Genomic DNA, 14,846 nt, shown 5'->3' with positions numbered 1-14,846 from the left:
CCCCTAGGCAGAACCCAAAGGGCAGCGCCTGTTTGGCATTGATGCTGCGTTATCGCCTATTTATGGGGAATAACCACACCACATAGGCTCTGCCTTGCCTAAATACCAAACAGACTGCTGCAAATTTAACCTTGAAAGGTCAACAGACCCTAGATGAGTCATTTATTGTGAATGACTCTTTATAAAAACAATAGAGTGTTCAAGCATTTTAATAAATCAACACTTAATAATAAGCGTAGCCTTATTAACTTTTCTTGCTACTTACTAAACCTTAAAAATACAAACAATAGCCAGATGCAAATATCATACAGCGCAGTAAATACATAGTTTAGTCGCTAATGCGGTCGCTTTTAGTTTTAGCTAATTAGCCATAAGTTGTTTATGGCTATGGTTTATCAATTGCCGCTCACTAAACCAATGAAAGACAAAGGAGCTACCATGAAATATACATTAATAATTTTATGCTTAATTGCACTTGCAGGCTGCGATAGAGGCGTTGATTCTCCAAGGGGGTTTAGCTTACCAGAGGGAGATGCTGAAAAAGGTAAAGCCGTTTTTATTAAGTATGAGTGTTTGGCATGCCATACGCTTGCAGGTGTAGAAGATGACAGTATAAAAAAACATGACGATATTTCTATCAGACTAGGCGGAAATAAAACCAAAATAGTCACTTATGCTGAGTTAGTTACATCGGTTATTAACCCTTCGCACCGCTTTTCAAGGCCTTACAGAGCTGATGCTAGAACCCCCGATGGAGCATCTAAAATGACGGTATTTAACGATACCATGACCGTTTCTGAACTCACTGATTTAGTGACCTTTTTACAACCAAATTATAAACTTATTCCTTATCACAGAACGAAGTACTCAGATTACAAATAAATACTTATAAGTAAACATCAACAAAAAAGCCGTTATTAAACAACGGCTTTTTATTATAGATTATGTATAACCCTATTCAGCATTAACCATGTCTTCAAACTTCATACCGGTTAATTTAGTTAGTACTTTAATTACATAAACAAAAATACCAATGAGCATGAGCATAGACGGAATAGCAATTACCGGATAACTCAATAGCGTCATTTCACCAAGCTGTTCGTTAAATTCAACGGAACCTGCAGGGCTGGTAACAATCCATTTGGCAAGGATGTAATTCATCGTAGATGAAAACACAAAGGTCAGCGCTAAGAGGTAATTAGCATTGGTGATTTTTTGTTTAAAGCTTTGTGTATTGCCTCGTGCATCTAAGGCATCGTAAATAGTATCTAGCTTAAATAAAAGTGAGTTTAATAAAAGTTTGGCTAGCAGGGGTTTACCAAAAAAGCCCGACATCAGCACGGTAAAACCAATGATTGCCGGAATAGCTGCTTCTTTAATGGCTAACCACTCAACGTTTAGCTCAAACAAGGCAATACCACCGGTAAGCAAAGTACTTAAAAAGCCTAAAAGCGAGATGAAGTTTAATGAGCCCGCTTTTATAAAATCATAAATACCGTAACTAATAGGGAATATAAGCGCGACAATTAAACCAGCCACACTGCCTAAATATTCAGGGCCAGAAAACTTCATTAAAATGACTGAAGGTATGATGATATTAAATACTATTTCGATAAGCGGATTATTTTTTTTACGCTTATTTACGGCTTGATTATCACTGGTCATTTTTAATTCCAAAAAATATTACTGCTGCCATCAATTTTCTCCTTTGTGGAGTAAATAATGCTAAAGATTGCTTCATTGCATAATACCCGCAATGCGCTCGCTATTCTAGCATGGCACTTAGTCGTATTATTTTATTATGTAGCGCTTACTCTGCAGTAAAATAGGTATAAATTGAGACGTTAATTAAATCACTAGTCGTATTTTCAGCCCTCAAAGACTATATTAGAACTACAAAAAATAAATTAGTTTAAAGTCATGCTCAGTGGTAAGTATTTATCTACATCGTACTTTTGGTTATTTTTATTGGTGGTTTGTGTGCATCAAAAGGCCGCTGCCAAACAAATTATTGCTGTTGCCGAATTAAGTGGACTGTTTCAACACGCTGCTAATAATCAACACCAAGGGGTTTATCATGCGTTATTAACCAAAGCACTCGCAGATACAAAACTGAGTGATCAATATATAATTGAAGTCATGCCAATGAAACGCGCTAAGCTTGAGTTTTTAAAACAAACTGTTGCTTGCTATGCACCAGGTGAGGACACCTTTGATGGCTCAGAAGGAATGGCTTTACCTAAAAACATTTTACACAGCACACCTTTTAACAAAGCACTGATCAAAGTGGTTTCTAATAACCCAGAACGGATTATTTCAAACGTAGGCCAAATTAATAACAGCGATATTATTAGCATTGTTCGGGGGGTACCCAGTAGTCGTGAGTTAGATAAAATAAAAGAAAAAGCCAAAATAGTAATTGAAGTAAATAGCGAACTGGAAAGCTTACAACTTTTATTACTCGGGCGAGTAGACTTAATATTAGCGTTTTACCCCGATATTAACTTTGCTTATAAAGAGTTAAATATACACCCCCATCTACCCTATAGTAATAACTACTCACCGGTGAGCATTAACGATAATATTATTTGCCACCCAAGCTATAAAAAAGACTTTGAAAAAATAAACAAAAAAATTACCGAATATCTGCAAAACGGTGAAATAGAAATATTATTAAATGATTATTTTATTCATTAACCTCTATTTAAAGCCTGCATAGGGTTGCGCCATATAAAACTCCCTTTTACAGCTTGGAAAACCTTCTCGCTTGCTCTAGTATCTAGTTGTCTTAGCTCATAATTTGCATTTTAATGAAATCATTTCCGTCACTGTACTTTGCCAATTTATTTTTAATTATTGGTACCGGTTTACTTACTACCTATTTAGCGCTTTATTTAGGTAAACAAGGCACGTCTACGTTTTGGATAGGCTTAATGACCTCGTGTTATTACCTTGGCTTATTACTGGGTTCAAAACTTGGCTATCATCTTATTAAATCGGTGGGTCACATCAGAACCTTTGCAGCAAGTACTGCGGCGGTTACTGCCTGTGTGGCTGCTCACGGGGTGAGTGATAATCTTTATATATGGTTAGGCCTTAGGCTTTTTGTTGGCTTAGGTATGATGTGTAATTACATGGTGCTAGAAAGCTGGCTGAATGAACAGTCAGCCCCCGAATCCCGAGGTCGGGTATTCTCGTTTTATATGATCACTTCATACTTGGGCATGATTTTAGGGCAATTAGCGCTCGCACAATTTCCTGAGCTAGGTTATGCGCCGCTATTTTTAGTGTGCATGGCGTTAGCAATCGGCATTATTCCTATTTCTATCACCCGTAGAATTCACCCAAAACCCTTAAAACCCATAAAAATGAGCCTATTTGATTACGCTAAAAAAGTGCCACAATCGCTTACTGCGGTGCACTTTGCAGGCATTATTAATGGTAGCTTTTATGGTCTAGCACCTATTTTTGCCAAGTTATCAGGCTTTAACACCGCTGAAATTGCTATTTTCATGTCGCTAACTATTTTAGCCGGCCTGCTAGCCCAGTGGCCAATGGGCATGCTTTCTGACCGTATTCGCCGCAGTTTATTAATTCGTACTAATGCCATAGCTATAGGCATTGTGAGTTTGGCATTGTTTTTATTACCAAGCTCACAGTTAATTGCTTACATACTCACCTTTATATTTGGTTTGTTTGCCTTTACTTTATATCCGCTTTGTTCGGCACTGGCCAATTCGCGAGTTGAAGACGAAGAACGCGTAGGCGTGTCATCAGCGTTATTGGTTGCTTTTGGCGCCGGTGCGGCAATAGGCTCAACAGTTAACGCACAGATCATGAGCTACTTTGGTCACCAAGCATTGTATGCGTCTATTTCGCTATTAACCGTAACCATGTATTTATTACTCACGTTTATTAATTCTAAACAAAAAGTAGAACAGCCTGAACCCAGTGATTATGTGGTCGGTACGTCCGATGTAACTAACTCACCACTGGCTGCCACTATGGATCCGCGTATTGAAGAAACCACCGCACAAGATCAAATGTTGGTTGTGGATGATGAAGAAATAAATGATGCGTTTTTTGAACATCCCCAAGGGGAGCTGTTTAAAGATCTAGGAAACGAGCAAAAAAGTGCATAGCGCTTACGCTATGCACTAACAACAACTAATGAACGCTCAATAGCGCTTCACTTTCAGCCTCAATTAAATGAAGCGCCTCAAAAGTTAGCCAACAAAATTAGAGAAAATATCAATAATTTTTAAGCTAATAATAGCAATAACAAACACCTAACAATTAACGTTGTTTACAATTAAGCACAATAATAATTGCATATTAACCACTTTTTGTTTATAAATGATCTCGGAACGGATTCTTGAACAATGTCATAAGCTTATCAGTGTAAACACATCTCCAAGCGTTCGTTTAACTATATCCTCTACGAACATTGGAAAATTCATGTTAAAAAATAAAAAACATCTTGCAACAACTCTTATTGCTGCACTTGCAGCTGCTACTTTATCTGGTTGTGCTACAACATCTTCAAAAGCAATAGACACACCAACAGTAGCAACATACAACACCACTTACTCTGGCACCAAGAGTAAATTGGTTGTGGGTCAGTTTGTAAATCGCTCAAGTTTTCAAAATGGTATTTTTTCATCAGGCCAAGATCGTTTAGGTAGCCAAGCAAAAACAACCTTAATGAGCCACTTACAACAAACTAATCGTTTTAGTGTGCTAGACCGCGACAATATGCAAGCACTTGCAGAAGAAGCTAAATTAACGGGCGCAAAGCAAGTAATTAGCGGTGCAAAGTTTGTAGTAACTGGCGATGTAACTGAATTTGGCCGTAAAGCCATAGGTGATCGCCAATTATTCGGTTTATTAGGAAAAGGCAAGTCGCAAATTGCATACGCCAAAGTAACACTTAACATTGTTGATGTAACAACATCAGAAGTTATTTACTCAGTACAAGGTGCTGGTGAGTACAGCTTATCAGAGCGTGAAGTAGTTGGCTTTGGTAGCACAGCTTCATACGATGCAACATTAAACGGAAAAGTACTCGATTTAGCGATTCGTGAAGTGGTAAACAAGCTCGTTACTGGTCTTGAATCGGGTCAATGGGGTAGTAAAGCATGAAAAAGCTAATCGCTACCGCTATAGTATGCGTTGCGCTTACTGGATGTAATAACACCAAAGAACCTCTTTATTATTACGGTGACTACAACAGCGCCGTTTATGCTTATTTAAAAGCAGATGAAGTTTCGGTTGAAGAGCAAATAACCATTCTAGAGCAGGTTATTGCTGATGCAGCTAATAACAGTAAAGCAATAGCACCAGGGTTACATGCTCATTTAGGTATGCTGTATTTTGATACAGGCAATGCTGTGCAAGGTATTGCTCATTTTGAAACAGAAAAACAATTATTTCCTGAATCAGTTCAGTACATCGACTTTCTTCTAAAATCGGCAAAGGGTGCTTAATATGCGTTATTTAAAGCTAATCTCTATCGCAACATTATTAACAGCACTCGCAGGCTGTGTATCACCGCCACCGAGCCATGATTACAGTGCATTTAGACAAGCAGATCCTCATTCAATTCTTGTGTTGCCTCCTTTAAACAACACACCAGAAGTAATCGCGCCATATAGCGTAATGACACAAATGATGACTCCTATCGCTGAATCTGGTTTTTATGTATTTCCTGTTGCGGTTGTTGATCAAACCTTTAAAGGTAATGGCTTAACGGTTGCAAACGATATCCACCAAGTGCCCGTTAAAAAGCTACATGATATTTTTGGTGCTGATTCAGCCTTATATATCAACATTGAAGAATACGGTACTAGCTACGTCGTTATTTCAAGTGAAACAGCGGTCACTGTATCAGCAAAACTTGTTGATTTACGCACTGGCGAAGTCCTATGGCAGGATAAGGCAAGAGCATCGTCTGCTGAGCAACAAAACAACAACACTGGTGGTGGTTTAGTCGGAATGCTAGTTGTTGCAGCTATTAATCAAATTGCTGAAACAGTGAGTGATAAAGGCTTTGAAATTGCTGCAATTACTTCTAATCGTTTGCTTTCATCAGATACATACAATGGTTTATTGTATGGCCCACGCTCGCCAAACTACGGCCAGCCCGCGCTAAGTGAAAAGAAACAGTAGTTTGTAATTAAATATACAAAAGCCGAGTTAAATACTAACTCGGCTTTTTAATAAATTAAATTTTAAAACTATTTAACCCCTTTTCTATTTGCCAGCCGTTATAGCTCTGAAACAACATAATAAGTTAATTTGGAGCGGCTTATGCACACACTTGAATTCCCTAAAAACCCCATGTTCAAAACATCAACAGCTGTTATTGGCGGTGCTGCGATGACCTTTATCGCATTTGCCTTTATGCAATACTTAATTAGTGGCGAGCAAAGAGCGCCTATCAAATTGGGTGATGATATTACTGTTGAGATTTTTCAAGCACCAGAAGATAAACAAACCACGCATATTAAAAGAATACCGCCTCCACCCACACCTAAAATGCCGCCTAAAGCACCACCACGTGTAACACCTAGTAATGAGCCAATAACAGCAATAAGCACAGCACCACCCATAGTAATTGACAGACTTGGTGACGATATGAAGCAAACACTGACCCGCCCTACGGGAGATGCTTCACCCATTGTGCGTATAAATCCTAAATACCCAACTAGCGCAGCACGTGATGGCATAGAAGGCTGGGTACAACTGAGCTTTAGTATTTCGCCCACAGGTGAAGTCATTGATGCCACAGTAGTAAATGCCGAACCAAAACGCATATTTGATCGCGAAGCACTTCGCGCTATTAAACGCTGGAAATATCGTCCAAAAATAATTGAAGGTGTGGCACAATTACAAACAGGTCAAACCGTACAGCTTGATTTTAAATTAGACAGTTCGCAGTAAAGGAATAAGCGCCTATGCTACTCAGTATTAAGTCATGGTTATTTGAAGTGCCAAGCAAAGACTGCATGGCGCGGTATGCAAAAAGTGGCGACAACCGCTACTTAGAGCAGCTTATTTCCCTATACAGTAACGACTTATACCACTATCTTGTTATGCAATCTAATACGCATTTAGCATACGACGTAAGCCAACAAACCTGGCTAAAAGTAATCGAAAAACGCCACCTTTACCAAGCGCAAACCACGCCAAAAGCGTGGTTATTTAAACTCGCGCGCAACACATTAGTAGACGAATACCGCAAACAGCAGCGCTTTGTAGAGCTTGACGAAAACACCCACCTACCCGCGCAGCAAAATGAGCAAGGTAATAACAATAGTATTAGCAATATAAATTACCAAGCGTTCGATAGCGCACTCAAGCAACTGAGCTTTGTGCAACGCGAAGCCATTACCTTACAACAAGAAGGCTTTAGCCTTGCCGACATAGAGCTTATAACGCAAAGCAACCATGAGAGCGTAAAAACAAGGCTGCGCTATGCCAAGCAAAACCTTAAACGTTTATTAGGAGCAAACAATGAACAAGCCTGATGAGCAGTTTGATCAAAAGCTCACTCAACACTACAAAGAGCGAAAAGCACGCACTACACTCAGCGCTTCCCAGCAAAAAGCGTTACTTAATAATGCCAGCCATAAAAAGCCCTCAAGGCTTAGTTTTACGCTACAGTTAACCAGCCTTGCCTGCGCACTGGGCGTATTCGCATTTATTGTGTTTGATAGTAACGAGGGCATTAACTACGCACCTAAAACGGTGCTTAACAGCTCATTTAAAACTATAGACATTCACGACTATTCAATTATTAAAACCCACGAAATAAACCCATCGGGCAGTTACACAAGCGCCATTACCGAGCAAAAACACGCACTCGACACTCAACATGCTAATAGCTTGCGCTTACACCAACAACGCCACATAGAATACGGTACGCTCGTAAAGGTTGATAACGACTGGTACATAGCCAGCTGTAATGACGAGGTACTGGTACAAATTAAGCAGTCGCTCTTAAGTGATTTAAAGGGAAGGCACGCAGTGGAAAGTAATATAAATACCGGTGATATGCTCGCTATGGCGCATAACGGTAAAGGGCAGATTATTGCGCTTAAACATGCGGGAACTGGAGTTAGGCAGTGTGGGGTTTAGATTACAATGAGTTTATTCATCTGAATCTATTTTCTAGCATAGGTATACCAAGGGTTCGAGAAGATTAAAAAGTTTAATTTGTGTAAAATAAAGGAAAACAGAATAAAGTATGAATAAGCCAAAGGAAAACTATGGATAATTTTAAACACTACCGTAAACGCCCGACGCGCTAGTAAGCTAAGCGCCTACAAAACAGTGTATATACTTGGCTTTAAAGCGGTGAAATATATTGGCGATACGTTGGGTTTCGTGTCACTCAACCCAACCTACGTCACTAATATCTTATAAATCAGCGTTAATGACTACTGCTTTAAAAGTCGTTGTTCTGGATTGTGTAAGTATTTTAAGCCGATGGTCACTATACGTGTATGTACCATTGTTATAACGCGTAGTTGAACATTACCAATAACCACAATTGAGCCTTTACTGATTTCTCCTGAGAGCTTTTGGTTGATCACTTCTTCCAAGCTTATGCCCTCTGGCGCGTCTATTTTCATGTGATATGAGTAAAATATATCGCCTACTAGCGTAACCCCTTTCACTTTAAGTTCGTTGCGCGCTAAGTGACTGTCTTGGTGGTTTGTTTTATCGGTTGCTGTAAAAACTAAATCAACAAAAGGTCTGTTAGCGGGTTTTAGAACAACAAATAAATGATCGTTTGGTTTTAACTTAGTAGAGCCGCGTGGCGGTATGATTGAAGGCCCTCGTGTGATCATGGCTACAACTACACTTTCTGGCAGTGCAGCATGTGACAAACTGCGCCCAGAAACCCGAGAAACATCACTTAACGTGTACTCTACAATTTCTATATCAATATCGTTTAGGGCAGTAATTTCGAGCGTTGCAGCTGCTAAATCGGGTGGCGGCTCTATTAAACTTAACTTTTTAGCCATCCAAGACATAGTTGAGCCTTGCAACGTGGCCGAGATTAACACCACGAAAAAAACCACATTAAAAATAAGCTCCGCCCCTGAAAGGCCAAACAACAGTGGGAATATAGCTAAAATGATCGGCACTGAGCCCCTTAGCCCCACCCAAGATACAAATAATGTTTCACGATTATTAAAGCCAAATAATTTTAAAATTGGCGCTACCGCTAGTGGGCGAGCAACAAAAATAAGTGCCAGTGCAATCAGTAACCCTTCTAGCCATACATCAACCAACGACGAGGGATTAATTAAAAGCCCTAACACAACAAACATGGTTATTTGCCCAAGCCACGCTAAACCATCGTGAAACAGAAAAATACCGCGTTTATATACAAATTTACTGTTGCCTAAAATAACGCCGGTTATAAATACAGCTAAAAAGCCACTGCCGCCAAGCGTTGCAGAAAGGCCAAAAGAAAGCAGCCCAAATGCGGTTACCATTACTAAATACAAACCTGATGCATTTAATTTTATTCGATTAATAAACCACACCGACACCTTACCAATTAAAAACCCACAAACGGCGCCTACGCCCATTTGCTGGGCAAATAACTGCAGTAAACCCAGCCCTATTGGCATGTCGTTCACTAGCATTTCGAGCAAACCAACCGTTAAAAAAATAGCCATTGGATCGTTCGAGGCACTTTCTATTTCAAGGGTTGATTTAAGCTTTTTATTTAAGTGAATACCGGCGCTACGTAAAAGTGCAAATACGGCAGCGGCATCTGTAGAGCCCACAATAGCGCCCAGCAAAACGCCTTGTAATACGGGTAAGTCTAAAATATAAGTGGCGACAAGGCCGGTAATTACAGCCGTTAAAAGCACCCCGACCGTTGCTAAAGCCGACGCGGGTTTCCACACTTGTTTAATAGAGCTGGTTGGCGTTTGTAGCCCACCATCAAATAGAATAATAGCCAGTGCTAACGTGCCTAGAGCATGCGCAGCCTCTGCGTTATCGAATGATATACCGGCAATACCGTCTTCACCTGCAAGCATGCCCACCAGTAAAAATAGCACCAGCACGGGTAGGCCAACGCGCGCAGATAGCTTGCTCGAAATAACCCCTAGTAAAATTAAAATGGCACTAACAAGAATGATATTATCTATTACAAACATCGTGTGGGTTTACAGCCTTGTATAAGTTAAAAAGTAAGAATTATAGCTATTAAAAAGCTTAAAGCTCATACCATACAATAACCTAAAAAATATAAATACGGGTACTTAACTGCATATTTAAAACAAAAAAGCCTGCGATTAAGCAGGCCTTTTTGTATTTAAACGAGCAAATTTTATAACACTATTATGCTTGTTACTAAGTACGCTATAAACGTCAGTGCGCCGCCAAATAACGCATACGGTAGCTGCGTTTTAACGTGGGTGAGTAAATCACAACCCGAGGCGATGGCTGATACTGCGCTGGTGTCGGATATAGGGGAACAATGATCGCCAAATATCCCGCCGCCTAAAATAGCGCCTACCACCAGCGATGGCGGTAAACCAAGCGCTTGAATAAGCGGCACACCAATGGGGATGAGTATGGCAAATGTGCCCCACGAGGTGCCTGTAGTAAACGACATAACCGCACCTGTTAAAAACAGCACTGGCACAATTAGATATATTGGTAAGTAATCGCCAACCAAAGATGCGACAAACACGCCTGTACCTAGCTCTTTTAAGCTTGCACCCAGTGTAAGCGACAACAGCACTATGGCCACTAACGGCATTAATTCGCCCATGCCTTTAAAGCCGGTATCAACAAGTTGGTGATGGGTAAATTGGCGCGAACTAATCATTAAACAATAGGCTACAACAATAGCTAAAACCGTGGCGTACAATACTGATTTTGAACCGCTGCCCTCGGCAAGTACGCCGTTACCGGTATAAAACATAAAGCCAACCATACTAACAATTAACGTTAACAGTGGCACTAGCATAAAGCGTGCTTTAGAGCCTTTTACTTCTTCTTTTAGCTCGGTTGTTTGTAGCTCTAGTTTTTGTTCAGCTACTTTCATTGGGCCATGTACTTTATCAAAGGCAATGGTATAAAAAACAATAACCAAGGTGATTATGGCGTAAAAGTTATAGCCTACACTGCCCCACAATACCGATACCGCCGACTCGCCTAATTCGTAATTACCTAGCAAGCCCAGTACGAATGCACCCCAGCCGTTTAGTAATATTAAAATACACACAGGGGCGCTGGTGCTATCGATTATGTAGGCTAAACGCGCGCGGCTCATTTTAAATTTGTCGAACAGACCGCGAGATAAAATACCCGAGGTAAGCACACTTAAGTTTGACTCTATAAATACCGCTACGCCGGTAAACATAGTTAAAAAGCCTACTTGGCGCTTACTTTTAGCAACACCTTTGTTCATTAGCAAATTAACGGTAGCAGCAACACCGCCAGACTCGCGAATATAGGCCAGTAATGCGCCTATTAAAATACTAAATATGAGTATACGGGTATTACCGGGGGAACTTGCTACCGAAATAATGCGCTCTATGGTATTTAAAAATGTATTAAATACGCTATTTCCTTCGCCCTGAATGGCCAGTAAGAACTCTGATGAAGCCACTGCCACCAAAAGAGCCATAATCACTTCTTTACGCCAAAACACGATAGCAATGGCAATCAGTGGCGGTAAAATAGAATACCAATGCATAAACAAACCTTATTTATTTTTATAATGACGACGCTTTACTTAACTTAATAGATATAAGCACTTAAGTCACTTACTAACGCTTATTGATTTAATAATGCCTCATAAACAAGCGACACAATAGAGCCGTATTGCGCTGTTTCAAAATTTTTCCCTACGAATTGATAGCGCTTTTCAGTGCCTTTAATAGGAGTATGCCGCGCATTAGTGAGTAAAATAATGGCCAAATCGTAAGCCGGATCAATCACGGTGACTGTGCCTGTCCACCCTGTGTGGCCATAGGCCTGAGCGCTGGCATAAGGGCCAAAGTGCCAACGCCGCGCTTGGTTATTTCCAGCAAGACGAAAGCCTAACCCGTAGGTTTCATCACTGCTTTGTGGCGTTAAAAATTGCGCTAAGCTACTGGCGTTAAAAATTTGCGTATCGCCATAACCACCTTTGTTAAGTAGCACTTGGCACAGCACAGCTAAATCGGGAGCGTTACTAAATAATCCCGCATGGCCTGCAACACCATCGAGCGAATAATAAGCACGTTCGTCATGCACCTGCCCTTGCAGTACATTGGTGCGAATATTATCAAAATGAATACGCCCATCTCGAGTATTACCGCTAAGCTCCGTGGCAGCAAACTGCTGACGATTAAAACCTTTTTTAAGCGGATTAAATAAGGTGTTATTGAGTTTTAAAGGCGCGTAAATATGCTGCTCTAGGTATTCATCGAGTGGTTGGCCGCTAATTCGCTCAATTAAAACCCCTAAAATCATGTAATCAATATCAGAGTAAACATGCGGCGCTGTAGGTTCAGCGGTTAATGGCACACTTGTTAATAATAGCTGTTTAGTGGTTTCGCTTGTTTGTGAGAAAAACGCATCGCCGTAAGCCGTGTCTTTTCGATGAAAATCAAACACTGGCGGATAACCGGCACTATGAGTTAGTAAGTCTTTTACTTGGCGGTGCTCTCGGCCGCCTCCCTGATACTCTTTTAGGTATGAATGCACCGTATGATTTATGTTTAACTGCCCCTCGCTGACCAACTTCATTAATGCAAAGTTAGTAGCAAATATTTTAGTGTTTGAGGCTAAGTCAAATAAGGTATTGGTTTGCATAGGCTCTGGGCGCAGTAGCATTAAATCACTTTGCTGATATTGTTTTGCATCGCCATACGCGGTTAATTTTAATACCTTACCCGCTTTAACAACCGCTAATACCGCTCCTGGAAAGCCTGCTTTTATATCGTTTTCAATTAAGGTATCAACTTGGCTAAAGTCGATTTCTTTTGTGGCGGTATTTTCTAAGGTAGCAAATGCAAAGCGCAGGGTTAAACTGCCGCCAGCAGGTTGAATATTCTCTACCTTAAAGGTGTTCACGCCGTTATGCGTATAGTGCCCTAAATTAAAGTCGTACTCGGTGTTAGCGCGTAAAGGCTCATTAAGTGAGATCTTTTTATTATTGATGTATATATCGGCGCTAACCGCACTGACATTTTGTAGCAATAGTTGTCCACGGCCCCGGTAGGCTTTAAAAGTGCCGCGGTTATTTACATATTCTCTGCTGCTGGGATTTGGCTCAGGAAAGGTAGCAATCACCTGCGCATGAGCGAGGCTTTGTATTTGATTAGGAATAAACGGGCGCTGAGATTTAATTGCACTGCTTGCGCCACTGCAACCGGTAATAATAAAGCAAAGCGCAATTGTCAGCGCGTTAAAAAAAGTACGCTTTGCTAACACGGAAAAATTTAAATACACACCCATTCCTTTATTGGTAGAGTAAATAAGGCGCTCTTTGCTGTTTAAATTGCTCAAGCCCCGCTTGCCAGCTTTGTTTAATTTCCTCAGCTGAGTGCCCTGCTTCTATGGCGAGTCTTAATTTATCAGTTCCTGCGAGTTTATCCATAAAGTCGGCACGTTCAAAAAACGGCTGTTTAGCCTGTGTAAGCTGCTGGTAAGCATTAATTAAATAATTTAAGTTTAAGCCAGTGGTATCACTATGGCGTAAATCAATCCCTTTCACTAGCTGGTCTTTAAATTTAGGATTAAGCGCTGCGCCTTTTATTGAACGCGGGGTAAAACTAAATTCTCCAAGCGCCACCGGCGAGTAACCTATGACCTGAAAGGCAAAGTCAGTTCCCCTACCTATGCTAATAGAAGTGGCTTCAAAAAAGCAAAGTGATGGATAAAGCGCAATTGATTGATCGTTGGGTAAATTAGGGCTTGGCTTTACCGGCAAACTGTATGGCGTTGTGCGGGTGTAGCCTGCAACAGGGATCACGTTTAGCTTTAAATCACGAGCCTGATTGATCCACCCCTCACCTTTGATCATTTTAGCAAGCTCGCCTACCGTCATACCATGCAATACAGGGATTGGGTGCATACCCACAAACGATTTAAATTCTGGTTCTAATAATGGGCCGTCAACATAAGCAATATTTGGGTTTGGTCTATCGAGTACTATAAATTCAACACCTTGCTCTGCCGCGGCCTCCATCATGTAATGCATAGAGCTTATGTAGGTATAAAAACGTACGCCCACGTCTTGAATATCAAAAATAATTACATCTACATTTTGCAATGACTCGGGGGTTGGTTTTTTGTTTTTACCGTAAATAGAAATAAGCGCAATACCGGTTTTGCTATCAACGGCGTTTTGTACATGAGCACCGGCATCGTGATCGCCTCGAAAGCCATGCTCAGGTGCAAAAATTTTAGTGATGTTGATGTTTTTAGCCAGCAAGCTATCAACTAAATGCCTTTGCCCCACAAGAGAGGTTTGGTTAACCACCAGCCCTACACGTTTGTTTTTTAACTGGGGTGCATACAAAGCAAATTGCTCTGCACCTACGGCGATTGCATGTTTAGTCTCATTTGCATGTGTAGCAACGGTAAAAAGTGCACTTAGTATAAAAAAGAAGGTAAAAAACACGGTTTTAAACATACAGCAAGATCCTTTTAAACAAGGCATTTAAAATAACACAGCTAAGTTTAAAGAGCAGCTTAGGTTTTAAGAATTAGCGGTCAGCGGTCAGCGGTCAGCGGTCAGATGAGAACACTGCGGAGCTCGCGGCACCGGCTATGAGGTCGTATGCCGTCTGCTGGATGAAATATTAAAGGGGGTGGGG

At 40.7% G+C, this 14,846-nt stretch carries 14 protein-coding genes; 9 read left to right on the top strand and 5 right to left on the bottom strand.

Annotated elements, in window-relative coordinates; all coding sequences use genetic code 11:
- Positions 1-438 precede the first annotated feature (438 nt).
- The gene (locus tag CWC14_RS10205; protein WP_138562749.1) at positions 439-882 is read left to right on the top strand and encodes a c-type cytochrome; all 444 of its coding nucleotides are present in this window, start codon (positions 439-441) and stop codon (positions 880-882) included.
- A 72-nt stretch (positions 883-954) separates the two neighbouring features.
- Here CWC14_RS10205 and CWC14_RS10200 read toward each other — a convergent pair whose 3' ends face one another.
- The gene (locus CWC14_RS10200; RefSeq protein WP_128583323.1) at positions 955-1,665 is read right to left on the bottom strand and encodes a VC0807 family protein; all 711 of its coding nucleotides are present in this window, start codon (positions 1,663-1,665) and stop codon (positions 955-957) included.
- A 255-nt stretch (positions 1,666-1,920) separates the two neighbouring features.
- On the opposite strand from CWC14_RS10200, the gene CWC14_RS10195 reads away from it, so the two are divergent.
- From CWC14_RS10195 to CWC14_RS10160, 8 genes are all read left to right on the top strand, one after another.
- A complete protein-coding gene (locus CWC14_RS10195) occupies positions 1,921-2,697 on the top strand; it encodes a hypothetical protein (protein ID WP_013465792.1) in 777 nt (258 codons plus the stop codon).
- A gap of 113 nt (positions 2,698-2,810) precedes the next feature.
- Positions 2,811-4,142, top strand: coding sequence for an MFS transporter (locus CWC14_RS10190; protein WP_138562747.1), 1,332 nt, complete (start codon positions 2,811-2,813; stop codon positions 4,140-4,142).
- A 316-nt stretch (positions 4,143-4,458) separates the two neighbouring features.
- Positions 4,459-5,142 carry a CsgG/HfaB family protein gene (locus CWC14_RS10185; protein WP_090493818.1) on the top strand — a complete coding sequence of 228 codons (684 nt, stop codon included), beginning with the start codon at positions 4,459-4,461 and terminating at the stop codon, positions 5,140-5,142.
- Complete coding sequence (locus CWC14_RS10180; RefSeq protein ID WP_008111382.1) at positions 5,139-5,486, top strand: DUF4810 domain-containing protein; 348 nt, start codon at positions 5,139-5,141, stop codon at positions 5,484-5,486. The genes CWC14_RS10185 and CWC14_RS10180 overlap by 4 nt, the downstream gene beginning before the upstream one ends.
- 1 nt (position 5,487) lies before the next feature.
- Entirely contained in the window at positions 5,488-6,168 is a 681-nt protein-coding gene (locus tag CWC14_RS10175) for a DUF799 domain-containing protein (RefSeq protein ID WP_008111381.1), read from the top strand.
- 141 nt (positions 6,169-6,309) lie between these two features.
- On the top strand, positions 6,310-6,942 hold the full coding sequence (locus CWC14_RS10170; protein ID WP_138562745.1) for an energy transducer TonB: 633 nt from the start codon (positions 6,310-6,312) through the stop codon (positions 6,940-6,942).
- A 14-nt stretch (positions 6,943-6,956) separates the two neighbouring features.
- Positions 6,957-7,529 (top strand): sigma-70 family RNA polymerase sigma factor, encoded by a 573-nt coding sequence (locus tag CWC14_RS10165; protein WP_138562743.1) that lies wholly within the window; start codon positions 6,957-6,959, stop codon positions 7,527-7,529.
- Positions 7,516-8,139 carry a hypothetical protein gene (locus CWC14_RS10160; RefSeq protein WP_076920747.1) on the top strand — a complete coding sequence of 208 codons (624 nt, stop codon included), beginning with the start codon at positions 7,516-7,518 and terminating at the stop codon, positions 8,137-8,139. Before CWC14_RS10165 ends, CWC14_RS10160 begins: the two co-directional genes overlap by 14 nt.
- A gap of 302 nt (positions 8,140-8,441) precedes the next feature.
- Here CWC14_RS10160 and CWC14_RS10155 read toward each other — a convergent pair whose 3' ends face one another.
- From CWC14_RS10155 to CWC14_RS10140, 4 genes are all read right to left on the bottom strand, one after another.
- Positions 8,442-10,184 (bottom strand): potassium/proton antiporter, encoded by a 1,743-nt coding sequence (locus CWC14_RS10155; protein ID WP_138562741.1) that lies wholly within the window; start codon positions 10,182-10,184, stop codon positions 8,442-8,444.
- 173 nt (positions 10,185-10,357) lie between these two features.
- Positions 10,358-11,734 carry a Na+/H+ antiporter NhaC family protein gene (locus CWC14_RS10150; protein WP_138562739.1) on the bottom strand — a complete coding sequence of 459 codons (1,377 nt, stop codon included), beginning with the start codon at positions 11,732-11,734 and terminating at the stop codon, positions 10,358-10,360.
- 80 nt (positions 11,735-11,814) lie between these two features.
- The gene (gene pbp4b, locus CWC14_RS10145; RefSeq protein ID WP_502705420.1) at positions 11,815-13,482 is read right to left on the bottom strand and encodes a penicillin binding protein PBP4B; all 1,668 of its coding nucleotides are present in this window, start codon (positions 13,480-13,482) and stop codon (positions 11,815-11,817) included.
- Between the two features lie 4 nt (positions 13,483-13,486).
- Positions 13,487-14,662, bottom strand: coding sequence for an exo-beta-N-acetylmuramidase NamZ family protein (locus tag CWC14_RS10140; protein WP_138562735.1), 1,176 nt, complete (start codon positions 14,660-14,662; stop codon positions 13,487-13,489).
- Positions 14,663-14,846 lie beyond the last annotated feature (184 nt).

The organism is Pseudoalteromonas sp. S3260 (assembly GCF_005886925.1).
Taxonomy (GTDB): domain Bacteria; phylum Pseudomonadota; class Gammaproteobacteria; order Enterobacterales; family Alteromonadaceae; genus Pseudoalteromonas; species Pseudoalteromonas tetraodonis.
Note: the sequence above shows the minus strand (reverse complement) of the source record. Positions and strands in the feature narration are given on the sequence as shown.

What these genes read in the sequence shown, in the direction of transcription:
- CWC14_RS10205 (WP_138562749.1), top strand. Translation starts at nt 439, where the DNA reads ATGAAATATACATTAATAATTTTATGCTTAATTGCACTTGCAGGCTGC.
- CWC14_RS10200 (WP_128583323.1), bottom strand. Translation starts at nt 1,665, where the DNA reads ATGACCAGTGATAATCAAGCCGTAAATAAGCGTAAAAAAAATAATCCG.
- CWC14_RS10195 (WP_013465792.1), top strand. Translation starts at nt 1,921, where the DNA reads ATGCTCAGTGGTAAGTATTTATCTACATCGTACTTTTGGTTATTTTTA.
- CWC14_RS10190 (WP_138562747.1), top strand. Translation starts at nt 2,811, where the DNA reads ATGAAATCATTTCCGTCACTGTACTTTGCCAATTTATTTTTAATTATT.
- CWC14_RS10185 (WP_090493818.1), top strand. Translation starts at nt 4,459, where the DNA reads ATGTTAAAAAATAAAAAACATCTTGCAACAACTCTTATTGCTGCACTT.
- CWC14_RS10180 (WP_008111382.1), top strand. Translation starts at nt 5,139, where the DNA reads ATGAAAAAGCTAATCGCTACCGCTATAGTATGCGTTGCGCTTACTGGA.
- CWC14_RS10175 (WP_008111381.1), top strand. Translation starts at nt 5,488, where the DNA reads ATGCGTTATTTAAAGCTAATCTCTATCGCAACATTATTAACAGCACTC.
- CWC14_RS10170 (WP_138562745.1), top strand. Translation starts at nt 6,310, where the DNA reads ATGCACACACTTGAATTCCCTAAAAACCCCATGTTCAAAACATCAACA.
- CWC14_RS10165 (WP_138562743.1), top strand. Translation starts at nt 6,957, where the DNA reads ATGCTACTCAGTATTAAGTCATGGTTATTTGAAGTGCCAAGCAAAGAC.
- CWC14_RS10160 (WP_076920747.1), top strand. Translation starts at nt 7,516, where the DNA reads ATGAACAAGCCTGATGAGCAGTTTGATCAAAAGCTCACTCAACACTAC.
- CWC14_RS10155 (WP_138562741.1), bottom strand. Translation starts at nt 10,184, where the DNA reads ATGTTTGTAATAGATAATATCATTCTTGTTAGTGCCATTTTAATTTTA.
- CWC14_RS10150 (WP_138562739.1), bottom strand. Translation starts at nt 11,734, where the DNA reads ATGCATTGGTATTCTATTTTACCGCCACTGATTGCCATTGCTATCGTG.
- pbp4b (WP_502705420.1), bottom strand. Translation starts at nt 13,482, where the DNA reads ATGGGTGTGTATTTAAATTTTTCCGTGTTAGCAAAGCGTACTTTTTTT.
- CWC14_RS10140 (WP_138562735.1), bottom strand. Translation starts at nt 14,662, where the DNA reads ATGTTTAAAACCGTGTTTTTTACCTTCTTTTTTATACTAAGTGCACTT.